Raw genomic sequence first — 21,913 nt, forward strand, 5'->3', positions numbered from 1 at the left:
GAATTGTTAATAGAAACAATTAAATTTAAATCAAAAACCAAGTTAAATTAAAATTAACTCAATAAAATCAATAAGATACAATGAAATTAAATATAAAAATAAAACGAAAACTTGCTGGAAAATATATCAAATGCTAGTATAAAACCTCTAAAAAATCTAATTAGAATGCAAAATGACAGCTAAAGAAACAATGATAATATTATGCATAAACCTTCACCTGAAATTAATTGAAGATGGCAAAAAGGACATAATCAATGGAGAAAACGACATATCAAAAATTAAAGAAATGAATTATTTTGATTTTATTAAAAAAATAGAAAATGAAAAAGAAATCAAAGTATCAGCTAAGTTTTCACAATTTAAAAGTCTAGATAAAGTAAAAACTCCTTCGATTCTATTCGATATGGAAGGTTTACCATTAACTTTAGCAAAATCTAATAAAGATAAGTGTTTAATACAAAGACCTAATAAAGAAACTCCTGAAATAATTTCGTATAACGAACTCAATTCAATTTGGAACCACAGATGGCTGGAGATAAAACAAGCTCAATCACGTTTTGATATCGCCTGGTTCATTCCTGAGTTTTTGCAACACAAAAGAATACTCGGGGAAATTTTTTTGTTTTCTTTTGTATTGCAAATACTCGCCTTAATCTCACCGCTATTTTTTCAGGTTGTGATGGATAAAGTGCTTGTACATCAAGCTTGGTCAACCCTTGATGTGCTTGTGATAGGGCTTGTGTTCACTGGCATTGTAGAGGTTCTACTTCGCGGCTTACGCGAATATCAATATGCGCACACAGCCAATAGAATTGATATTCAATTAGGACTTAAGTTAGTAAAGCACTTGTTTGGCCTTCCTTTGATGTTCTTCAAAACACGTCAAGTAGGCGCTATCGTAACTCGCGTGCGCGAGCTTGATACTGTACGAGAATTCTTAACAGGCTCGATGTTTACTTTAACGGTCGAGTTCTTGTTCATGTTTGTCTTTCTCTATGTAATGAGTTTGCTTTCACCTCCTCTCACATGGCTATTTATTGCAACCATCCCTCTTTACGTATTGCTCGCTTGGTGGCTTACACCTCGAATGCAAGCGGCGGTAGAAGAGCAATTTACGCACGCCGCTGCAAATACCTCTTTTCTCACAGAGACAGTGGCTGGCAGTGAAACTCTAAAAAGCTTAGCCGTAGAGCCTCGTTTTGTTCGCCGTTGGGACGATCAAACGGAAAAAATGGTCTCTACTGGGTACGTGGTTCAGCAACTCAACAACCGATCCAACCATGTCGTTCAACTCATCCAGAAAGTAACAAGTGTTGGAGTTCTGTGGTTAGGGGCAACAGAAGTACTGTCATTGGAAATGACTATCGGACAACTGATCGCTTTTAATATGATGACAAACCATATAGCCCAACCTTTATCACGCATGGTTGAGTTATGGGGGCAATTTATTCAAACGCGCGTGGCACTAGAAAAATTGGGAGACATGCTTAATTTACCTGTGGAGCAGCACACAGGGAGCGATACGATTGCATTACAAGGCGCAATTTCGTTCAAAAACATCCTATTTCGTTACCAACCAGATATCCCACCGACCCTTAACAACTTGTCGCTAGATATCCAAGCAGGTGAAACATTAGGCGTTGTGGGAACATCAGGCTCAGGGAAAAGTACTCTAGCTCGATTACTGCTACGACTCTACTGCCCAGAAAAAGGGTTAATAACGGTTGATAACACACCACTTAATCAAATTGGCATCCAGCAACTGCGCCAACAAATCGGCATAGTTCTGCAAGAAAACTATCTATTTAACAAAAGTGTTTGCGAAAATATTGCCCAATCGAAGCCTGAAGCTAGCTTAGAAGAGGTTATCGAAGCGGCAAAACTTTCTGGAGCTCACGAATTTATCATGAAGCTCCCAATCGGCTATGACACGATCTTAGCCGAAGGTGGGCAGTCCCTTTCTGGCGGACAGAGACAACGCCTGGCGATTGCGCGAACTCTACTTTCAGATCCCAAAATCATGATCCTGGATGAAGCCACGAGTGCACTGGATGACGAATCACAAGCGTTGATTCAATCCAATATGGCAAATATCGCGAAGGGCCGTACGGTCATCACTATCGCTCACCGGTTATCCACCGTACGAGATTGCGACCGAATTATCGTTCTACACCAAGGTAATATCGTCGAGCAAGGTAACCATCAACAGTTAATCACATTGGGCAAACAGTACAAACAATTATGGCAACTTCAGCAAGAGCTCAAGCAAGAGGATTCAAACGCATGAAAAGTGTCATCAAGCGATTCTTAGCCAAATTTAGAATAAACCAAGCGACTGAGAAGCATTACGAATTTTTGCCTGCGCACCTCGCCTTATCACAACGTCCTCCTTCACCATTTGCTCGCATAACGGCCATCACGCTCAGCTTGGGAGTCGTTGCCGTCTTAATTTGGGCGTATTGGGGGAAATTAGATATACAAGCGACAGCTACCGGACGTTTCGTTGTCTCTGGCCGCTCACAAGTGATTCAATCTTATGAGCAGAGCCGGGTTCTCTCTATTCACGTAAAAGATGGGCAACGAGTGACAAAAGGCGCGCCGCTTCTTACTCTTGATACCCTAGGCATCAATCAAGACATTACCCGTTTAATCACTCAGTCTGAATTTCAAACTAATGACCTAATTCGATACCAATCTTTGAATAGTGGCCTGCCACTCTCTAAGGACCTATTATTTTCGGCCTTACCACTCGAACAACAAGCGTTGATCAATGAAAACTTCTTGAGTGAGAAACGTGAATATGAGTCGACCCTGGCAAGTATCAAAGCAGAAATGCAGGTCAACAAAACATCACAAGCGGCTCGTCAAAGTGACATCAACGCATTAATTCAGTTAACCGAAAATATTAGTCAGAGACTCGCGGCACGAAAAACGTTGAATCAAATAAAAGTCATTGGACACGTAGAGTATCTAGAGCAAGAAAAAGAGCTACTGGAAGTTAAGCGCCAAGTGTCGCAACAACGAGCTGAATTAGAGGTTCTAAAGTCGCAATACCATAGTCTTGAAGAAAGGCTGACGGGGTTCAAAGCACAAAAACACAGAGAATGGCTCGAAAAAAGAAAACAAGCGAAATTGCAACTCGGGGGTTTAGCTCAGGAGTTGTCTAAAGTTCGTGAGCGTGAACAGTTAGAAATCATCCGTTCTCCTGTCGATGGTACGGTTCAGCAACTCAGTATTTACACGCTAGGAGCAGTACTTCAACCAGCACAAAATTTAATGATTATTGTCCCTGAAAATGCAGTACAGCAGGCGGAAATACAAATTCTCAATAAAGACGTAGGTTTTGTTTACCCAGGACAGCCAGTGACAGTAAAAGTAGATGCGTTTCCATACACTCGTTACGGTACTATCGAAGCTGAGCTATTGAGTATTTCTCGTGATTCTACTACAGACGAACGCTTGGGGCTCATTTTCCCAGCCCAAGTTAAGCTTAAGAATAACAACATCTTAATCAACGGTAAAAGTATTGAGTTGACACCAGGCATGTCCGTCGTTGCGGAAATAAAAACGGATAAACGTCGTGTTATCGACTACCTGCTGAGCCCAATACGTGAATACCAAGCAGAATCGCTAAGAGAGAGATAAGTATGGATATGACCTTATCAACAACGGAAAATAGCGTTTCTACCACTCAAGATGCTTCTATCAATCAGGACGCTTCTATCACACAAGATAATGGCGGAATCGACGCCGTCGTTTATGCGGGTAACTATTTCCACAAAAAGTCGACCAAGACACAGCTCAAGCATGCTTTAGGCGTCAGTCATTCCAATTTAAATGACTTGGAAATAAGGGAAGCTGCAGATTATATTGGCCTGAAAAGTCAAGTAACGAAAGTAAAATCGAACGAGCTAGATACCCTTCCACTGCCCGTTTTAATTGAAATCGACAATAGTTGGAAAGTGCTCACAAAATCAGCGGATGGTTCTTCTCTTTTATATGATCCAGCCACTCAATTGGAGCAGCAGAGTGAGCTTAGTCCGAGTAGTCACTCATCAACGTACAAGGTAATGTTGGTCGCGGATGAAAGACTAAGTAGCAAAGAAGTGAAATTTGGCCTTAGCTGGTTTGCCCCCTCTATTTGGCGTCAAAAGAGCCAAATGCGAGATGTGTTTATTTATGCTATTGCCCTTCAAATATTCGCACTGGTGAGCCCGATGTTGTTTGAAAATGTCATCGACAAAGTGCTAGTCGGTCGCAGCTTGTCCAGTTTACATGTGCTCGCCATAGCGATGCTTGCTCTTGCCATTGCAGAGCCAGCATACAGTTACTTGCGCAATACCGTATTTGGCCACCTCGCAAGTCAAGTAAATGCAGAGCTATCAGGACGCCTTTATCGCCATTTAGTCGGCCTCCCCCTCAATTATTTCAAGCAGCGTCAGACAGGACAAATCATTGCTCGAGTTCGTGAAATGGCTCAAATTCGCCAGTTTTTGACCGGTTCGACGTTGATGTTATTGCTCGATCTCATTTTTGTTACCGTCTTTCTTGCTGTTATGTTCCATTATGCCAAGACTCTGACTTGGCTAGTAATCGGCTCACTTTTTATCTATTTCTTACTTTGGCTTATTGCTGGTCCAATCATAAGAAAAAAAGTGGAATCAGAATACGAATCGGATGCCGATGCCACGACCTTTCTAACGGAAGCAGTAACAGGCATTGAAACCATTAAAACCACAGCGACAGAACATCGATTTTTACATCAATGGCAACATATCCTCAGCCAACAACTAAACCGTAGCTTTGATGCTCAAAAATCAGGACTCATTGCAGGGCAAGGCATCGGGCTGATACAGAAACTGACTGCGGCACTGCTCCTGTGGTGGGGAGTCAGCGAAGTACTTAACGGTGAGCTCACACCCGGACAATTGGTGGCCTTCAATATGTTGGCCGGCCACGTGACTCAGCCGGTACTTCGACTTGCGCAAATTTGGCAAGACTTCCAACATACTCTTATTGCACTAAAGCGAGTGGGCGATATTCTTGATGAACCAAAAGAAAATGGTAAACAAGGGTTAGCTTCTGTTCCTGAACTCAATGGAGGCATCGAATTTAGTAACATTCGCTTTCGTTATCACGAAGACTCTCCCGAAGTGTTGGCCAACTTATCGTTAGAAATAAAACCGGGCCAGTTTATCGGCATCACCGGGCCATCAGGCTCAGGAAAAAGTACCATCACCCGGCTATTGCAACGTTTGTATGTCCCTCAACATGGTCAAGTATTGGTAGACGGTATGGATCTCGCGATAGCCGACCCAATTTCGCTACGTCGCAACATGAGTGTGGTATTACAAGAAAGTATTCTTTTTTCTGGGAGCGTTGCAGAGAATATCCGCCTAAGTCAGCCTCAAGCTACTGATGAGGAAATACGCAATGCTGCGCAGCTTGCCGGTGCTTTGGAATTCATTGAAGGACTTCCCCACGGGTTTAATCAGCCCGTTGGGGAAAAAGGGGGCTCTCTATCTGGCGGCCAGCGTCAACGTATTGCGTTAGCAAGAGCCCTACTCGTTAACCCTAGGATTTTACTGCTTGATGAAGCAACGTCAGCACTCGATTACAACTCTGAAGCTGCCATCATGAGCAACATGAAAGAGATTTGTAGAGATAGAACCGTAATTAGCATCGCACACCGCCTTAACACCATTCGTCATGCGGATAATATTCTTGTTCTTGATAAAGGCCAAGTTTGTGAAAGTGGGACTCACGATGAACTGGTTGAGAAGGAAGGTCTTTATGCAAAATTATGGAAGCAACAAATTGGCGGCTGATTTATAAATTGAAATCTACGTTGTTATAAGAAATATGGATGGTGTGAGCTTTAACCATTGACATTCACTCAACCCAAAAAGTGTGTGTTGACACACTTTTTGAGCCTTTATTATGTCTTCTCGAAAATCAAAAAACGGCTTTTTCACCTTGGAACGGCGTTGTTGCCTAAATCAGTTGAACCTTTTTCGAGTCTTGCGATCTGATCCTTTATGATGGTTAGAGCGGTGGTGACATGGGTAAGGCAAAAAGAAGATAACTAACTGGGCGGAGTACATTTGAATTTACGGGCGGCCTTCGCAACTAACCCCTGACGCCTCATGCTCGCGGCGATGGTTTTTACATCGTGTTTATTACCATTTTCTTCAAGTTCTTTTTGAATGCGCCTTGCACCATCACGCTCCTTTTTATCATCAAAGACTTCACGAACTTTGCTATCAAGCTGCTTTCGGTGTTCGTTGCGTTGGGTGACTTTATGCCGATTATCAATCCAATAATAAAACCCACTTCGAGAAACCCCAAACACCTTAGCCATACGGACAACCTTATACTGCATCAGGTGTTCGAGCATAAACTCATAGCAATCTACTTTAGATTTTTCGCGAAGTAGGTGGCGGCCTTTTTTACGATATCTAGCTCTTCAGCTTGCTCTGCCAATAATCGTTTGAGTTTGGCATTTTCAGTGGCTAGTTCCTTTTCTCTATCGCTGATTTTCGCATCTTTTTTGACGGCTTTACGCCACCCATAAATTTGAGATTCATATAGCGAAAGCTGTCGTGCGGCGGCAGCGACACCGACTTTCTCTGCTAACTTAAGCGCTTCGGCTTTAAATTCAGGAGCATGTTTAATTCGTGTTTTCTTAGTTGTCATTGTTCACCTCGTTAGTGATTGTACTCACTTAACTCAGTGTCCAAAACTTCTGGTGCGGATCACACATCTTGGACAGTCTCAAACGAGAGTGATTTAAATAAAGGAGAGGTGCCTCCCTCTTGGAAAAATGAAATAGGGGGTTCGAAGTTATTATCAAACAGTACAATGGAGACCTATGTCCAAAACCCTCAATGGTTTGCTTTAGTGCATCCTAAAGAAGATAGGGGCTGTTTTGCTTGTCATAAATATGACCCTTTAACAAAGAAAGCCTTACATTTAAGCCATATGTTTAATGCGGCCCAAGATTACGGTCAGTGTTTTCTTTAAGGCTTGATTTAGAACCTAAAAATTGAAACTTCCTAACAAAGAGTGATCGGCTTTCCACTTTTATGATCTTACCCTTTCAGATTAAAAGGTTTTATAGAAATTAACGTTAATTAAACCGCATAATAACATTTCACAGCTCAACACAATTCGTTGGATTTATAATTATAAAGAGTTAAGTATGCGCTCCAGACACCCTTGGTTAGACCGCTTATTCAGTCCCCACCCTCAATGGGTCTATAAGACTGGTGTTATGTTATTGGCCCTGTTGTTTAGCTTATTGGCTTCATTAGCAACCAGTCTTTATCAAGTTCATAATGAAATTAAGCATGACGTCGACTACCTCGATCAAATCGTTTCTGTTGCGATTAAATATGGGCTTGAAAAACCCATTCTTTCTGAAGCCAGCGTCGCTAGCGGTGAATGCTCCACTGACACTATAGAGCAGTTAGAGAAGCTTTATGTGTCGCATCTACTTATGTCGATACCCATCGTTAATCTTGATAAGCAGAAACCTTATACCTATTGCTCTCCTTTCGGCGTTGAGCAATTTGAACAACGTAATTTTAAGAACTTACTCAGTACACAATTAAAAGGGGAAATGTGGCGTTTAGCGATTTATTCTCTCTCCACAACCCCAAAACATCCCCCCTATTTATACGGTTCGAATGGACAATATGGCTTCCTCTTTCCATTACGCACGGAATACCTTTTTCTTGAAAATGATTTAGACCATCAACGCTCTATTCGTTTATCTTTACCAAAAGAAAATTACACTATCCTTGAAATAGGCAGTTTGCCCAATGCTGATCGCCTGTACTCGAACTCAGTTGCTTCAAACTATCTTCCTCTTACCTTTGAATCCTCCGTCTCTGCCTCACGAGTGTTTTCGAAGTTTAAGCAAAACTTGTGGCCGGTCACCACTTTACTCTTTATGATTTCACTCACCATTCTTTGGTTATGTGTTTCCTATTGGCACGCAAAAAAAGAAATTGCTCTTCAAAAAGCGGTTCGAGACGCCCAGTTTTTCCCCTATTATCAACCCATTGTAGACGCACAAACAGGTAAAATGCTCGGTGTCGAAGCTTTACTCCGATGGCTTCCCTCTGATGGCCGCGTCATAGAACCAAGCAAGTTCATCCATTATCTAGAGCAAAGTGGGGATATCATTCCAACAACAGAAAATCTCATTACAACCATTTACCGCGACTTATCGTCTTTGATGAGTCAAAACGCTGAGTTTTATTGCAGTGTCAACATCACTCCTCTGCACCTACAAAATGACGATTTTTACCACTATTTAAAGCGGTTTCAGCACGACTACTCAAAACTGACGCTTGAATTGACAGAACGCCAACCGATTGAAAATTTGGCGTTTGCCAGTCAGCGCCTCGCCTTACTCAAAACATTAGGACTTAAAATAAGCCTTGATGATGCAGGTACCGGTTATGGCGGAAACTCCTATTTGCATTATTTCGATATTGACACTATCAAAATAGACAAAATGTTTACACGCTCCATTGATGAAGGAAAATCCGCTGTTCTCGATGGGTATATTAAAATGGCTAAGCAGTTAGAAATGAATCTAGTAGCGGAAGGGGTTGAAAATAAGCTTGAAGCTAACGGGCTTTTATTAAGAGGCGTCTTTCAACATCAAGGTTACTATTACGCTAAACCTATGTCGATTGAAGATCTCCATCGCTGGGCTTTAGATTATGGTTATACTCACGAGCGGGTTAGTGAGGCGCTCAGCTAAAAACATCACGGAGCTTACCTTAGTCAACAACGAAAAGATGCTCTTACTAATACTCGTGGTTTAGCCTATTTGAGTCCATAAAACGAACACGTCGGGAGTAAAGAAGATAACCACACTCTTTGCTCATTTGTGGCATCACTTACTTAAAGTGGTCCACCAAGGTCCCCTTGTGGGATAACGAACCATTCCCGCCTTACACATCAGAACATGTACGTCAGAAAACCCTTTTGGCCCGTTCTTTCACGATAGGTCGAAAACCAAGTCCCTTGTGCGTTGCTGATGCTTTCAAACATTGTCATCCCCATTGATGTTGATTCATACTGACTACGTTGATATCGCAGTCTTTGAAATCAAAGTCGAAAAACACATTCGTCGGCTTATTATTCCATCTGCATACCAACACCTGCATCACCGTAAGAGTGGCTGCCTTCACTATTGCAAAAAGCGCCGCAGATGGGCGCAGGCCTGCGTAATATGCCTAAAAAGTTCAGGAGCCTTATCTGGGGCGACGTCCAAGGCTGTTTTTCTACTCAATTAAGCATGCTGGTTGAGTGGTTAAACAGAGTTACTTGGGAATACCAGACACCACACCCTTTGGGTGTGCGTATTCTACTACAAGAATACACAAGCCAGTTTGTAGCACGGCTCTTGAGAGAGAGCCCATTGTTTTGTTCTTTTAAAAGAGCAAAACAATGTCCTTAAAAGGAGTTTGAATAATGCAAATTGTATACGGATATTGTCGTGAAGATGAGGCGGGGAGTTTATTGGACCGCTTTGTTGAACAAGGGGATTTTGTCAGCTTCAAAGAACTGGGCTCAGTCGGGCGTGAATACATGGCATTTGCTGCTTTGTTGCCTTTTACTGACCGCCTCCCCTTTCCTTTCTATTGGAAGGGTGTTCATTTCGTTTCGGTTCAAAAACACACTCAATCGGTCCGTCAACTCACGCCACCACCATCAAAAAATGCTCGCAAAAAACATTATCGTAAACTCAAGAACACGATCATGACCCCTCAAAATTGGAAACAACACGTCTGTCGCAATCGCGGTTTGAAGTCTGTAAACGCTTCCTTGTTGCCTTTAATGTAATCGAGAAGAACCATGGGGCTCAACGGCAACACCTTCACTCATGCGGCCCAAAGCCTTCCCCAAAATATGGGGAACTAACAACGTCCATTTTTCAACCCACCAGATGCACGACACCCCTTTTGATAAAAGCGGTGCGATGTCGTGCCTCTTTTATTTACATTTAAAGGTAACCACATGAAAGATAAAACCTCACGCTTCAACCTTCCTCTTACGTATTGGCGTCACTTTTGTACGCTACTGGCCGTCTACTTTGCCTGTGCGTCACCCGCTTACGCCGATGACCTTTTTGCCAGTGGTAAAGATACCGTGACCAACACGGTAGGGACGGGGTCTTCTGGCGAGTTCTACATTCTGGTGGCAGGCCTGATTGGCGGCATCATCGTGGGCATCATGCAAAAGAACTGGGTGGGTGGCATCATCGGCTTTTTCGTTGGCGTGGTGTTCTGGGAAGTTGGTAAAGGGTTTGTAGGCTTATAAACCACATAAGGAGAGCGCGAAACTATTCGCCCTATTTCACTATGGATCATCAAGACAAACAAACCCTCTTCGCTTTTCCAAACTACTTACAAACCGACGTCAAAATAGTCGGATTTCCAATCGATGAAATACTCCCTTCTATCTTGTTGTTTTTGATGTTGTTCAACATCAATCGGTTGGTCGCGGTCGCCGTGTGTATCGGCTTTTTCCTCACCATTCGCAGCTTAAAAGTCCGACACGGCCCCAAATTCATCATTCACTTCATCCACTGGTATGGGGATGACACAGCGAATAAAACCATTTTTAAACGCACGCCCCCAGCCACAAAAAAATATTGGATTTACTGATGCTCAATGAACATAACGGCGAGGCGCTTAAAGCGGCTCGCTTTATCAATTACGTCCTCACCGCGGTGGTGTTGATCACCGCCTTAGGAACCGCTGGGTTGAGTTTTGCTTTATTAAGCCAAAACCAAGCGGAAAAGCGCACCTTCGTGCCACCTCATATCGACCGAGCGTTTACGATCTCAAGCGATGCGGTTGATGAAGCGTATCTTTCTATGATGGCCGATTGGTGGATACACCTAAAATTTAATGTCACGCCCTCTAACGTTAAACGTCAATTCAACTTACTCATTACCTACGTGCCGCCTAAATACTGGAGTGGCTTACAAGACAAGTTGATGCGAGAAGCCGAATTTATCATCGAGAACGACGTCACCAGTTTTTTTGAAGTTGACACGCTGTCTATCAACCTGAATGAAATGAAAATACGGGTCAAAGGCACGCTCAACAAAACCATCGCGGGGCGCACACTTGACCCTGAGCCCGTGACGTATCTACTCCAAGCCGATTACTCAAGTGGCTTGATTGAACTTCACACCATCGCCCAAGAGATACCGTTATGAAAATACGCTTGATTTATGCTTTTTTTGGTTTGTTGTTACCCATCATGAGCCACGCCCATACGATTGACGCAAAGACCTACTATTTTGAGCAAAATGATACCATTGTGTTGCCCTTATCCTCGGTCAACACCAACCGTTTAGTAGTGAAAGACGACAAGATATTAAACCTTCATTGCCCTAGAGGGTTTTGTCTCGCTAAAGCCAATCAACGAGACCAATCGGGCTCTATTACCGTCAAACTCAACATCGCCTTGCCTTTTACCGCGCACGTCACCACAGAGAAAGGTCAAAATTTCTCGCTTTTTATCAACCCTAAAGCCGTCCCTGCGGTGGTGAATGAGTTTATTCCGCTTCGCTCTACTGCAGAGAAAAGTGTCTTTGAAAAAGATCTCGAATACCCTTTGGCCTTGGGGCAACTCACCAAACAAATGATACATTGGCAGCGTTCAAAGACGCCTATCCCAGGGTTTCGTGTCCATCCGATTGACCCCGAAACCCTCCCCAAAGACACGTCGCCACTGGCCATTATTCCGCAGACCCTTTTTGTAGGCCGCCCCTTCTCAGGGCTTATTTATCAAGTTAAAAACCAATCCAATGACACCGTCACTCTGACCGAAGCGCAATTTTACAGTTACGCCAGTCGGAGCGCCTCACTTGACCGTTATACCTTACCCCCAGGTGAATCTACACATCTGTACATCATCACAGGAGGTCGCGAATGAAACGATTGAAACAGTGGCTTTTTAGAGAGTCAGACTTAGAGGATGGAGTGCTCGCCAATGACCAAAGTAAGCAGCGTAACCAAATACTCAGCCTGTTAGCCGTTGCGCTCTTAGTCGCAGTTTTTTTTGCGTTTAAAGCCTTTAAACAACCTCGAACCTCGCTAGATACTGCGAAAGAAGTCGTTGAGTCAGCCCCCAATTTTGGGGAAATCATTACTGATGATTTTACCGACAAAGACAACCGCTCAGCCTTGACCTTACAAGGTCAAGACATTGAAGACGTCAAAGAAAAGATGGAAAACCTCAATCGAGACGTCGATCGTTTGATGACGAGCAACGAAAATACGATTTCGCAAATGAAGAAAGAGAACGAGATCTTACGCGAGGAATTACGCCAACATCAAGAAGCGCAGCGCACCATCGCCTTGCCATCAACCCAATCGCTATCCTCAAAGGAAGCCGGTCACCTCACCGTCATGGGAGAGCCTGCGCCGTTTGGCTCGCGCCCACTTCCTCCCAAACCTTTACCCTCTTACGCCACCAATGATCTGCAAAAAGAGAGCTTTCAATACAGCAAAGCCGATAAGGCCTCGTTTGATGACCAAGGGCAAGCGTTTGACTCGTTTGATTTTTTTTGGACAGCCTCCTCAGAGTCAGCGTACCAACGAACCGTCGACAATTACGTCCCGTCGGGCACCTTTGTGACCGCCAAAATCACCGGTGGCGCCGATGCCAATGCCGGGGCGTTCGGCCAAAGTGATACCGCCCCCATCGTGTTTCAAACCGTGCATGAAGGCGTGTTGCCCAATGGAGAAAAGAGCCACCTCAAAGACTGCACCATCATTGGGAGCGTGTACGGTGACCTTTCTTCCAATCGCGGCGTGGCGCGCACTCACACCCTCAGCTGCATTCGGGACGGTCGAATTTTAGATATCCCCGTTCAAGGCACCGTCTTTAACTTTGGGCGCAATGGCATCCGTGGCACCTCGATTTTACGTAACGGCAAAATCGTCCAAATGGCGGGGATCTCAGGCATCTTAACAGGACTGGGTGAGACCGGGGCGGGCTTGGCCAGCACCACCTCAACCTCAGCGCTTGGCTCAACGTCGAGCCTCAACAGCAAGGATGTGGGATTAAGTTTATTGGGCAATGCCACCTCGGACGTGGGGAGTAAGCTTTCGGATTACTACATTGCCTTAGCCGAGTTATATCACCCCTTCATCGAAATCAATCCAGGGGGCATCGTGAATATCGTCTTTACGAAAGGGTTCCCTCTCGATGATGAGGAAGCGATCAAACGCTATGTTGATCATCAGACAAAAGAGCAAGAGCAAGCAAAACCAGACACCCTTTTAGAAACCATCACACTCAACCCTCTCGCGGCAGAAGTTAACCAACAATTAAATTAAGGTCGGCTTTTATGACTATCAAACTTTTCACAGCGCTGCTTATTAGCCTACTAGCAGGTTGCTCTGCGGGCTTTCAAGATGAATTTAGTTGCCAAAAAATCGGCGGTATACCCGGCTGCGCCAGCATGGATGACATTCGCAACATCTCGACACACCCAACAACACAACAAGTCGCCGAGGCTAACGTCCTGGCTTCCCACCCTTTTGCCTTACTGCCAAGACGCACCCGTGAAGGCCATCCTATTCGAACCCAAGACACGGTTAGGAAGGTGGTGATTTTTCCCTTTACTTCGGATGACACCACCACTTACCTCGACACAATGGATATTTACATTGTGTTAGACGAGTCTACCTGGACAGGTCGCCCTGTTCAGGCTATCAAGAAGGATTAACGCCATGGGCGTCTCAAAAGATTTAAAGGGTTTTTATCAAGAAGCCAAACGTGAATATAACCACCTTCATTCTGAACTGCCTTACCGCACTTTTGATGCGCAGCACAGCCTCTTTCATAACAAAAAGGGCGTAGGATTTGGATTCAAATTGAGCGTCTTAACGGGGGCGAATGACGACATGGTGGAGGCATTTAACCGTCTCATCATGGATTTACCGCCTGGCCATAAATGGGATTACCATTTTTCCATGATGGGCCACAACCACGTGAGTCATTTGATTGAGCAAAATACCGCCTTGAAATCCGCTCGTGCGGGTATTTGCAGTGAATTAGCAAAACAAGAAGCCGATTACGCCAACTTTGCGGCTCACCACGGCTTTTTTCATCGTCAGAAGCATTACTTTGACATCAAAGATTACAGCGCGTGGTTGTTTGTCTCCAGTACGGACGATGTTGATAGTGTGTTGGATTGCAAAGAGGCGCTCACCACGACTTTATCCCAAATTGGACTGGAGCTCACGCCGCTTACCCCCGAAGGCTTAATCAACTACGTCGAAGGCATTCTCAATTTTGACCCCACACAAACCGCCCCTCGCGGATCTGACTACGCACCAGAAGCGTTGATCTACAGACAAGTCCTCTCTCCTGATACCGAGTTTTTAACTCGCCGACATTACACCGACGTTCGCTTTAGTAACCGCCAACATCAAACGGTGACCTCGCGGATCATTTCATTGGGTTTACGCAGTACACCTCGAACTTTCCGCCTTTACGCCTTGCCCGATTGTTTTGCGTCCTTAAAGAGCGTGGCCAAAAATGTGCAATGTCCACACCTCATGACCCTCAATTTTCGCCATCAAGAATCGGGCAGTTTTGCGACCAAAAATGGCGGACGCATTGGAGAGCTGGAAAAAACACTCAAGTCCCCGATGGCATTTTTCTTCCCTCAAGCGAAGAAAGAGCAGAGCGAACGCGAGCAAATTCGAGATGAAATGTCGGATGGCATCAACAGCATGGCATACATGCACCTGACGCTGACGTTATTTACCAACAAAAAATCCGAGCGACTGCATCGCACTACTGCCATTAACGCCTTTCGCTCTGGCGGGATTGATTTACAAACCGTCTCGATGCTGCAAAGCCAAGCGCTCATGACGACCTTACCGTTCATGATGACCGATGGGTTTTGGGCCGATTGCGACCGTGCTGGACGCATTCAAACCGTAAAAACCGGCAATGTGGCCAACCTCTTGCCTCTTGTGATGGACGTAAAGAATTTCAGTGGCGGCATGATGCTTCCCACCATGCGCCAACAAGCCTTTTGGTTTAATCCGTTTAATTGTGGCTCAGATAACTACAACATCGCCCTGACCGGAGGCTCCGGGGCAGGAAAATCCTTCTTTGTGCAAAAGCTCGCCGAAACCCTCTTTGCCATGAACGGTAAAATCTGGGCGTTAGATAAAGGAAAGAGCTTTAAAAAGCTCACCTTGATGCTTGGCGGCCGCTACATGACAGCTGAGAAGATTTACCTCAATCCATTCACTCACCTGGAACGCATTGCCATGGGGGATGACTATACCGATGAAAAAGGCGAACAGGTCAACCCTCTCAAGGAAACGCTGCACACCATCACCGGACTCTTTGCGACCATGGCCTGCCCCACACACGAAATGGGAGATTTTGAAAAATCGGTCCTCGGTGATTGCATCATTGCGGCTTGGCAGGCACACAAAAGCGAGACGTTGGTTGACCATGTGCAAGAAGCGCTGTTTGCGGCGGCCGAAAAACAAGGCGGTGATCGCCGCCTTTCTGATATCGGCATGCAACTGAATAAATACCGCTCAGAGGGGATCTACGGTGACACCTTCAATAAACCGTCCATGCTGGATCCCAATGTCCACTTTACCACCATTGAACTCGACGGATTTCCCTCGGACATCATGCGACCGGTGATTTTTGCGCTGATGTCGAGCATCACTCAGCAGATGTACCTTTCAGGCTCTCGTTCAACGCCGAAGATGTGCATCATTGAAGAGGCGTGGTCTCTGATGGCTGGCTCTAATGCACAGGCACAAGAATTCATCAATACCGGTTATCGCACCGCCCGAAAATTTGGGGGTTCGTTTTGCACCGTGACGCAAGGGATTGAGGATTTTTACAGCACACCTGAAGCGCTCGCTGCGTTCAATAACTCCGACATCCACATCACTCTGCGTCAAGGCAGTGGATTGGCGAAATTCATCAAAGACAATCCTTCACACTTTTCACCCTATGAGCAATTTGTCATCAAGAGTTTTGAAAAGTCCTCCATCGCCGGTTACAGCTCTGTCATGCTAAAAACCGGTGATGTAACGACCTTTCATCGCTTGTTTGCCGATCCTTTTACTCGTGCGTGCCTTTCGACAGAGCCGCATGAGTTTGAGTACTGTGAAACCTTGATGAACCAAGGCGTCCCACTCATGGATGCGGTCAATCAAACCGCAGAGCATTTTTACGGACCAGAAATTGAGATCTTCAACACCCTCATCTATGGTAAGGAGGCCAAATGAAATCCATCCGTCACACACGTCTTGTCGGTGCCCTGTTTGCCATAGTGTTGATGATGTTCACGCTGATGGCCGTCAAGCTCAACACCGCCCCTCAAATCGTGGTCTTCGATATCGAACAAACGTTAGCGCAATATCAAGACCAACTCATTGAAGCCAACCTCAGCGATCAGGAGCACAGCGCGCAATTGGCGACCTTTGATACGGAACTCAGGCGGCTCTTGAAAGAATACGCGCAAGCGCACCATCTCGTGATTATCGTGCCAGGCGCGCTCATCAGCGGCGCACCGGATAGAACCACCGAGATCCAACATTACGTTATTGAGGCGCTTAAAAAGGAGTCATGATCTTATGATTGTTCACGGGCATTCATTCATCAAACCAACAGCACTCTCAAAGGTGCTCGGTCTCACTTTACTTGCCATCGCCCCCACCGCTCTTAGTCAACAATTTGGGCGTCAAGGCGAACTTTTCCCTATTGCAGAGGTAGACATGTTGCAATGGATTAACAACAGATTGACACACTTAGAAGCCACGGGAGAAACCGCAAAGATGCAACAGCAGTTTGTGGAGAACGTAGAAAATAACGTGCGAAGACCCCCTCCCGTTAAAGGGTTGACCGCCACCACCGCGCCCAACACCTTTTACATCGACCCATCATTAAAGCTGGCCACCGATATCAAAGATGCACAAGGTAACCTCCTTTATGCTAAAGGCCTCGTCATCAACCCTTTTGATACCGACACTTGGCCAGTCGACATTCCCAAACAATCATTCGATTACTCGTATGTGATTGTCTTTCTTGATGGTGACGACCCAAGCCAGCGCGCTTGGGCTAAACAATACCGCGCAGATAAGCCGATAAAATGGACCCTCACCAACGGCAGTCCAGAAGACGTCGCCACGGAGTTTGACGCCCGAATTTATTTTGACCAACAAGGTCACTACAGCCGTCAATTTCAACTCTCACACATTCCCGCTCTGATTGAACAAGACGGAGCGCGGTGGAAGATCACAGAGATCGATGTGACGCCGTTCACCACCATAAACAAGAGTGCGACGAACACAAAATAAGGAGAAAGACCTTGAGATCCCATGGGTTATTACTGCTTGGTTTGTTCCTATTTCCTTGGCAAACCCAAGCTCAATCCGCCGCTTGTACGGGGCATTTCTTAAATCCATTGTCTGATATTTGTTGGGACTGCCTATTTCCTATGACACTGGGCAGTGTGCCTCTCATTAGCTCGACATACCCTGACACCGCCAACCCAAGCATGCCGATCTCCTATTGTCCTAAACCCCCGCCCATTTTTATGCAAATTGGCTTAAACATTGGGTATTGGGAGCCGTATTCCTTGGTGGACGTGACGCGAGTCCCTTATTGCATGGTCAACATGGGGATGCAGTTGAGTAATGACAATAGCCAACAAATAGGAGGCTCGCAGCACGACTCAAGCAGCAAAACCAGCGGCAATGCTTTTTATCACGTGCATTGGTACAAATATCCGGTGATTTACTGGCTACAACTGATGCAGTCGGCCGCCTGCATGGCCACGGATAATTTCGATGTGGCCTACCTCACCGAGCTTGACCCGTTTTGGGATGATGATGAGATGTCGTTCATTCTTAACCCCGAAGCCATTTTGTTTGGCCACCCCATCACGCAGCTCTCTTGCATCACCGAAGCCATGGCGACCACCACCGGGCGCGTTTTGCCTTTTGATGCGCTTTTTTGGTGTTTAGGCTCACAAGGCAGCGTCTACCCATTAACCGGTAATAGCGCTTACTCTCATACCGGCCCTCAAGTTGGCACACTGATGTTAGAGCGTTTTAATTTTAAAATGCACAGGCAAGGCATTGTGTGGGAAACCCGGGGCGAAGATGGCGCAATCTGTTACCAATGGCCAGAGCCTATCTTGCCGAAAAGTCGCTATCGCTATCAATTGTCGGCACCGATTGGTGATGCCGCTCATTGTTATCCCTATGGCACCACCTCGTCACTTTGGGAGCAAGGTAAAGACAACCCAACCACCGGCGGTAACTTTGGTTTTGTGAACTGGCGAAAACGTAATTGCGTATTTTTATAAGGAAATGAGACGATGTCATTTAGCCCAAGAGCCTCATGGCTGTTACTTATTCTGCTGGTTAGCCCTCTCTCAACAGCCGAGAAGGGTTACTCTCAAGAAGAGCTCAAAGCGCTTGCCAAGCAAGAGCAGACCATTGCAGCGCCAACCAATCACAGTGAACTGACCACCTTTCTTGAACGAGGTCAGCAACATAAGCAAGAAGCGTTGTCGATGAATCAACACCTCGATAACGTGTTGCAAGACTCGCCACTGGCGAGTGTTCTTGGGGTGCCTCAGGAAAATCCAAACAAAAAGGCGCAAGGTGTGATGGTGTTTGTGTCGCTTTCCATGCCAGATAACGCGCTTAGACAGCTACTCAAACAAAGTCAGCAATATCAGGTTCCTCTCGTGATACGTGGGGTACTGCCAGAAGGCATGGTACCGACAGCCTCTCGAATACTGAGTTTGTTAGAAGCGGACGACGAAGAAATGGCCATTGATAGCGGTTTTGCCATCAGTCCACAGTGGTTTCGTCAATTTAACATCACCCACGTCCCCGTGTTTGTGGCCATTGGAGAAGCGTGCAATGAAGCGTCTTGCCCGCAAAGTGATTACGACATGGTTCACGGCAACCTCTCCCTTCCTAACGCATTAACGATTTTAAGCCAAGGCGATGTAGGACACATCGCCAAACAAGTGCTCAATAGGAGTTCCCCTTGAATTCGCCCTTTTCACTACTTTTTGTTTTTCTCTCTTTCAGCGCTGCTCTCTTACTCTCCCTTCATACCCTTGCCGCCCCTCAAGAAAACACATTCTACGACAACGTGGAGTGGGCGAAAAACACCCCGAACGAGGCTTACAATGACTCAGAAATGACGCTTAACCTGTCAGACTTCTGCAGCGACAATAATCCAGGGTGTGAAAGCAAAATCCGACAGCCTGATGAAGCCGGGATGACTGATGCACAAATCACAAACCAATCCACGTCGGAGTTTGGCAACAACGAACACGCTCAAGCGATACAAGAGGGGTTTGACAATAATAGTGTCACCATTGACCCAAACGATGATACGTATCGATTCGCCACCCTTGGCATTGAGAACGCCTATGAAATCAGTCATGGTCAGTCTAATCAGTACGTGGATTGTGACAACGCCACGCAATGCGTCATTGATAACATCGCAAAGCAATGCTACCGACCAACTCACAACCCGGTCCCGTGTGACAAAGTCCCCGTCGCCTCCGTGAGCCTTAGTGAAGTGATCTACCGCTGCCCATCCGGCTGGACAAAGCAAGGGGATAATTGCCAACGCCCTCTCTCACAATGCCGACACGATAATCACAATTACGTGAGGCAAACGGGGGGAACAAGAGGGTTTACAGGGTCAGATACCACGTATTTCTGGGATGGGAAGGTTGTCTCTCCCAACCAAGGCTACACGCTTGGCGATTTAAAACAGACCGACCACATTGTCTGGAAAAGTAACGAATCCTGGTATAAACGCTACCAGATTTGTCGCCCCACCACACAAACGAAAAAAGTCACCTTGAGCTGCTCAAACGGATTCTCCTTATCCGGAGGGAACTGCATCAAGAACAACATTACTTGGCGAACAGAATGCAACCTGATGAACTCATGCAAGATCACTCGCCAGCAATGCATTGAAGGTCGAGCCACCCGCATCATTAATGGCATACCGACCACGCTTGATTGCTGGAAGTATCGGGTTGAGCACCAATGCACTCGACCCAATACGTGCAACGTCCTGCCCGCCGATTGCACCACGACGTCAACCCATTGCAGCCTCCAGCAAAACGGTGTGTGCATTGAGGAGAAAGTCAATAAATCCTGCCCACAGCGGCGCTGCAGTGCCACCCAATTAATCTGTGGAGAAGAGAGCTTTTGTCTGGATGGCGATTGCTTTGAAGCCATGGCGACCACTTCAAACCGCTTTAATGAAAGCACCTCAGCCTTAGCCGCGCTCGCAGAAGCCGCTGACGGTATGGGTAACCCACCGAAGATATTTACAGGCAAAGGCATGAAGTGCACAGACGCCGCTTTTGGTTTTGCCGACTGCTGTAAAGACGGCGGTTGGGGCACGAGTATTGGCATAGCCCAATGCAATGATGAAGAGAAAGCGCTCGGTCAAGCCAAAGAGCAAGGCATTACGATAGCCCTTGGCCGTTATTGCGCAGAAAAGGTCTTAGGCGCGTGTATCCGGGAAAAGAAGACCTACTGCGTCTTTGAGAGCAAATTGGCGCGCATCATCCAAGAGCAAGGCTCGAAAGGTCAACTTGGCATCAGTCTGGGAACCGCCAAACACCCCATTTGCGGCGCCCTTACCCCCGAGCAGCTTCAAGACATAGATTTTGAACGCCTCGACTTTTCGGACTTCTACGACGACATGCACGGCAACACCAACCTGCCTTCGGCCACAGAAATCCAAGAGCGATTACACAGCGCTTATCGCCATTAACTTAATCAATGATGAGGACATGATATGGATCCCCTACTCCCTTTACTTGTGGCCACCCTGTCGACAACCGGGTTTGCCATCACCCTTATTCGGCATCTTCTGTTCAAACGAAAACTCCATCAGCTCAAGCAAGAAATGATGAGGCACCAACAACAGCGTGGCATTGATGAAGCACTTTGGACGTTATTTCACACGCGCACCCACAAGATGCTGAGTTTCTGGCAATAATGAGGTCACACCATGAAGGACTTATCCACAAAAACGGTGAACAACTCAATTAACCGATTAACAATCAAACCCCTACCGTTAATGTTGTTGGCTTTATTGGCCTTTCACAGTATCGCCGATGAGCCCCCCAAGGGGTGGCGCTGGTATAACGAGACCAAAGCGCCCAAAGTCCCTCCCAAAGAGGAGGAGAGCCTCCCCCCCAACAGCGTCTCTACCGTGATGAGCGCCACCGAGCAGATGCAATGGTTCCACCGCGCGTTTGATGAAGCGTTAAACGATGCCACCATTAACCCAACCGATGAAGAGAAAAATCTAAAATTGATGAAGCTGAAAAAATTCATCGATGGCAAGACCACGCAAACGGGCATGACCTTCAAAAAGCTCATCAACGAACACCCCGAATACTCGTACACCAAAGACCGCCCCACAGAGCAAGCCGCAAGAGCGACGTACTATCAAGGTATCCAACTCAAAAACGAAGCCACTGTGCGTCAATTGGTACAAGAAGGTTGGGGCCTCTACTTCATCTACGAAGGGCAAGACGCCTTATCTCAAACCCTAGCACCCTCAATCCAAGACTTTGCCCACCGGTACCACATCGAACTGGTCGGGATCAGCAAAGACGGTCAGACCTTTGAGACGATTAATGAAAACCGTATTGATAAGACAGGGCGTGTACAGGTGCGCTACACACCGGCTTTAATGCTGGCCAATATCCACACCAAAGCACTCAAGCCCCTCGCCTACGGCTTCATTTCACAAAAAGACTTGCTCTCTCGCTTTCACAACGTCGCGACCAATTACCAAGACAGCGACTTTTAACTTA

Annotated in this window: 18 protein-coding genes and 2 pseudogenes; 19 read left to right on the top strand and 1 reads right to left on the bottom strand. The window is 46.0% G+C overall.

The annotated features are described in order from the left end of the window. The first annotated feature begins 172 nt into the window (after positions 1–172). The 3 genes and pseudogenes from ACED28_RS15015 to ACED28_RS15025 form a co-directional block, all read left to right on the top strand. A complete protein-coding gene (locus ACED28_RS15015) occupies positions 173–2,287 on the top strand; it encodes a peptidase domain-containing ABC transporter (protein ID WP_371710173.1) in 2,115 nt (704 codons plus the stop codon). After that, positions 2,284–3,645, top strand: coding sequence for an HlyD family type I secretion periplasmic adaptor subunit (locus tag ACED28_RS15020; protein WP_017083706.1), 1,362 nt, complete (start codon positions 2,284–2,286; stop codon positions 3,643–3,645). Before ACED28_RS15015 ends, ACED28_RS15020 begins: the two co-directional genes overlap by 4 nt. 89 nt (positions 3,646–3,734) lie before the next feature. Then, positions 3,735–5,828: pseudogene (locus tag ACED28_RS15025) on the top strand (type I secretion system permease/ATPase); the annotation flags it as partial. Between the two features lie 260 nt (positions 5,829–6,088). Here the strand turns inward: ACED28_RS15025 and ACED28_RS15030 are convergent. After that, positions 6,089–6,696: pseudogene (locus ACED28_RS15030) on the bottom strand (transposase); the annotation flags it as partial. 505 nt (positions 6,697–7,201) lie between these two features. On the opposite strand from ACED28_RS15030, the gene ACED28_RS15035 reads away from it, so the two are divergent. The 16 genes from ACED28_RS15035 to traF all read left to right on the top strand — a co-directional run bounded on the left by ACED28_RS15035 (position 7,202) and on the right by traF (position 21,909). Beyond that, entirely contained in the window at positions 7,202–8,776 is a 1,575-nt protein-coding gene (locus ACED28_RS15035) for an EAL domain-containing protein (RefSeq protein ID WP_371710174.1), read from the top strand. A gap of 716 nt (positions 8,777–9,492) precedes the next feature. Further along, positions 9,493–9,864: a hypothetical protein gene (locus ACED28_RS15040; protein WP_016800280.1), complete on the top strand. Its 372-nt coding sequence runs from the start codon at positions 9,493–9,495 to the stop codon at positions 9,862–9,864. A gap of 174 nt (positions 9,865–10,038) precedes the next feature. Further along, a complete protein-coding gene (locus ACED28_RS15045) occupies positions 10,039–10,341 on the top strand; it encodes a type IV conjugative transfer system pilin TraA (RefSeq protein ID WP_016800279.1) in 303 nt (100 codons plus the stop codon). A gap of 41 nt (positions 10,342–10,382) precedes the next feature. Beyond that, on the top strand, positions 10,383–10,688 hold the full coding sequence (traL, locus tag ACED28_RS15050) for a type IV conjugative transfer system protein TraL (RefSeq protein ID WP_016800278.1): 306 nt from the start codon (positions 10,383–10,385) through the stop codon (positions 10,686–10,688). Further along, entirely contained in the window at positions 10,688–11,248 is a 561-nt protein-coding gene (traE, locus tag ACED28_RS15055; protein WP_016800277.1) for a type IV conjugative transfer system protein TraE, read from the top strand. Before traL ends, traE begins: the two co-directional genes overlap by 1 nt. Then, entirely contained in the window at positions 11,245–11,970 is a 726-nt protein-coding gene (gene traK / locus ACED28_RS15060; RefSeq protein ID WP_016800276.1) for a type-F conjugative transfer system secretin TraK, read from the top strand. The genes traE and traK overlap by 4 nt, the downstream gene beginning before the upstream one ends. Next, entirely contained in the window at positions 11,967–13,379 is a 1,413-nt protein-coding gene (locus ACED28_RS15065; protein ID WP_017061841.1) for a TraB/VirB10 family protein, read from the top strand. The genes traK and ACED28_RS15065 overlap by 4 nt, the downstream gene beginning before the upstream one ends. 11 nt (positions 13,380–13,390) lie before the next feature. Next, on the top strand, positions 13,391–13,771 hold the full coding sequence (traV, locus tag ACED28_RS15070; RefSeq protein ID WP_016800273.1) for a type IV conjugative transfer system lipoprotein TraV: 381 nt from the start codon (positions 13,391–13,393) through the stop codon (positions 13,769–13,771). Between the two features lie 4 nt (positions 13,772–13,775). After that, positions 13,776–16,319, top strand: coding sequence for a type IV secretion system protein TraC (traC, locus tag ACED28_RS15075; RefSeq protein WP_371710175.1), 2,544 nt, complete (start codon positions 13,776–13,778; stop codon positions 16,317–16,319). After that, complete coding sequence (locus ACED28_RS15080; RefSeq protein WP_016800271.1) at positions 16,316–16,663, top strand: TrbI F-type domain-containing protein; 348 nt, start codon at positions 16,316–16,318, stop codon at positions 16,661–16,663. The genes traC and ACED28_RS15080 overlap by 4 nt, the downstream gene beginning before the upstream one ends. Positions 16,664–16,667: 4 nt before the next feature. Next, entirely contained in the window at positions 16,668–17,390 is a 723-nt protein-coding gene (traW, locus tag ACED28_RS15085; RefSeq protein ID WP_102561070.1) for a type-F conjugative transfer system protein TraW, read from the top strand. Beyond that, positions 17,387–18,403, top strand: a complete 1,017-nt coding sequence (traU, locus tag ACED28_RS15090) for a conjugal transfer pilus assembly protein TraU (RefSeq protein WP_029222902.1) — start codon at positions 17,387–17,389, stop codon at positions 18,401–18,403. The genes traW and traU overlap by 4 nt, the downstream gene beginning before the upstream one ends. Before the next feature lie 12 nt (positions 18,404–18,415). Then, positions 18,416–19,102, top strand: coding sequence for a type-F conjugative transfer system pilin assembly protein TrbC (gene trbC, locus ACED28_RS15095; RefSeq protein WP_016800267.1), 687 nt, complete (start codon positions 18,416–18,418; stop codon positions 19,100–19,102). Beyond that, entirely contained in the window at positions 19,099–20,859 is a 1,761-nt protein-coding gene (gene traN / locus ACED28_RS15100) for a type-F conjugative transfer system mating-pair stabilization protein TraN (RefSeq protein ID WP_371710176.1), read from the top strand. Before trbC ends, traN begins: the two co-directional genes overlap by 4 nt. Positions 20,860–20,883: 24 nt before the next feature. Continuing rightward, on the top strand, positions 20,884–21,087 hold the full coding sequence (locus ACED28_RS15105) for a hypothetical protein (RefSeq protein ID WP_016799995.1): 204 nt from the start codon (positions 20,884–20,886) through the stop codon (positions 21,085–21,087). An 81-nt stretch (positions 21,088–21,168) separates the two neighbouring features. Then, positions 21,169–21,909, top strand: coding sequence for a type-F conjugative transfer system pilin assembly protein TraF (gene traF, locus ACED28_RS15110; RefSeq protein ID WP_080582247.1), 741 nt, complete (start codon positions 21,169–21,171; stop codon positions 21,907–21,909). Positions 21,910–21,913: the final 4 nt, after the last annotated feature.

Origin of the sequence: Vibrio sp. 1F253, assembly GCF_041439295.1 — a bacterium.
In the GTDB taxonomy this organism is placed as follows: Bacteria; Pseudomonadota; Gammaproteobacteria; order Enterobacterales; family Vibrionaceae; genus Vibrio; species Vibrio tasmaniensis_A.

What these genes read in the sequence shown, in the direction of transcription:
- ACED28_RS15015 (WP_371710173.1), top strand. Translation starts at nt 173, where the DNA reads ATGACAGCTAAAGAAACAATGATAATATTATGCATAAACCTTCACCTG.
- ACED28_RS15020 (WP_017083706.1), top strand. Translation starts at nt 2,284, where the DNA reads ATGAAAAGTGTCATCAAGCGATTCTTAGCCAAATTTAGAATAAACCAA.
- ACED28_RS15035 (WP_371710174.1), top strand. Translation starts at nt 7,202, where the DNA reads ATGCGCTCCAGACACCCTTGGTTAGACCGCTTATTCAGTCCCCACCCT.
- ACED28_RS15040 (WP_016800280.1), top strand. Translation starts at nt 9,493, where the DNA reads ATGCAAATTGTATACGGATATTGTCGTGAAGATGAGGCGGGGAGTTTA.
- ACED28_RS15045 (WP_016800279.1), top strand. Translation starts at nt 10,039, where the DNA reads ATGAAAGATAAAACCTCACGCTTCAACCTTCCTCTTACGTATTGGCGT.
- traL (WP_016800278.1), top strand. Translation starts at nt 10,383, where the DNA reads ATGGATCATCAAGACAAACAAACCCTCTTCGCTTTTCCAAACTACTTA.
- traE (WP_016800277.1), top strand. Translation starts at nt 10,688, where the DNA reads ATGCTCAATGAACATAACGGCGAGGCGCTTAAAGCGGCTCGCTTTATC.
- traK (WP_016800276.1), top strand. Translation starts at nt 11,245, where the DNA reads ATGAAAATACGCTTGATTTATGCTTTTTTTGGTTTGTTGTTACCCATC.
- ACED28_RS15065 (WP_017061841.1), top strand. Translation starts at nt 11,967, where the DNA reads ATGAAACGATTGAAACAGTGGCTTTTTAGAGAGTCAGACTTAGAGGAT.
- traV (WP_016800273.1), top strand. Translation starts at nt 13,391, where the DNA reads ATGACTATCAAACTTTTCACAGCGCTGCTTATTAGCCTACTAGCAGGT.
- traC (WP_371710175.1), top strand. Translation starts at nt 13,776, where the DNA reads ATGGGCGTCTCAAAAGATTTAAAGGGTTTTTATCAAGAAGCCAAACGT.
- ACED28_RS15080 (WP_016800271.1), top strand. Translation starts at nt 16,316, where the DNA reads ATGAAATCCATCCGTCACACACGTCTTGTCGGTGCCCTGTTTGCCATA.
- traW (WP_102561070.1), top strand. Translation starts at nt 16,668, where the DNA reads ATGATTGTTCACGGGCATTCATTCATCAAACCAACAGCACTCTCAAAG.
- trbC (WP_016800267.1), top strand. Translation starts at nt 18,416, where the DNA reads ATGTCATTTAGCCCAAGAGCCTCATGGCTGTTACTTATTCTGCTGGTT.
- ACED28_RS15105 (WP_016799995.1), top strand. Translation starts at nt 20,884, where the DNA reads ATGGATCCCCTACTCCCTTTACTTGTGGCCACCCTGTCGACAACCGGG.
- traF (WP_080582247.1), top strand. Translation starts at nt 21,169, where the DNA reads ATGTTGTTGGCTTTATTGGCCTTTCACAGTATCGCCGATGAGCCCCCC.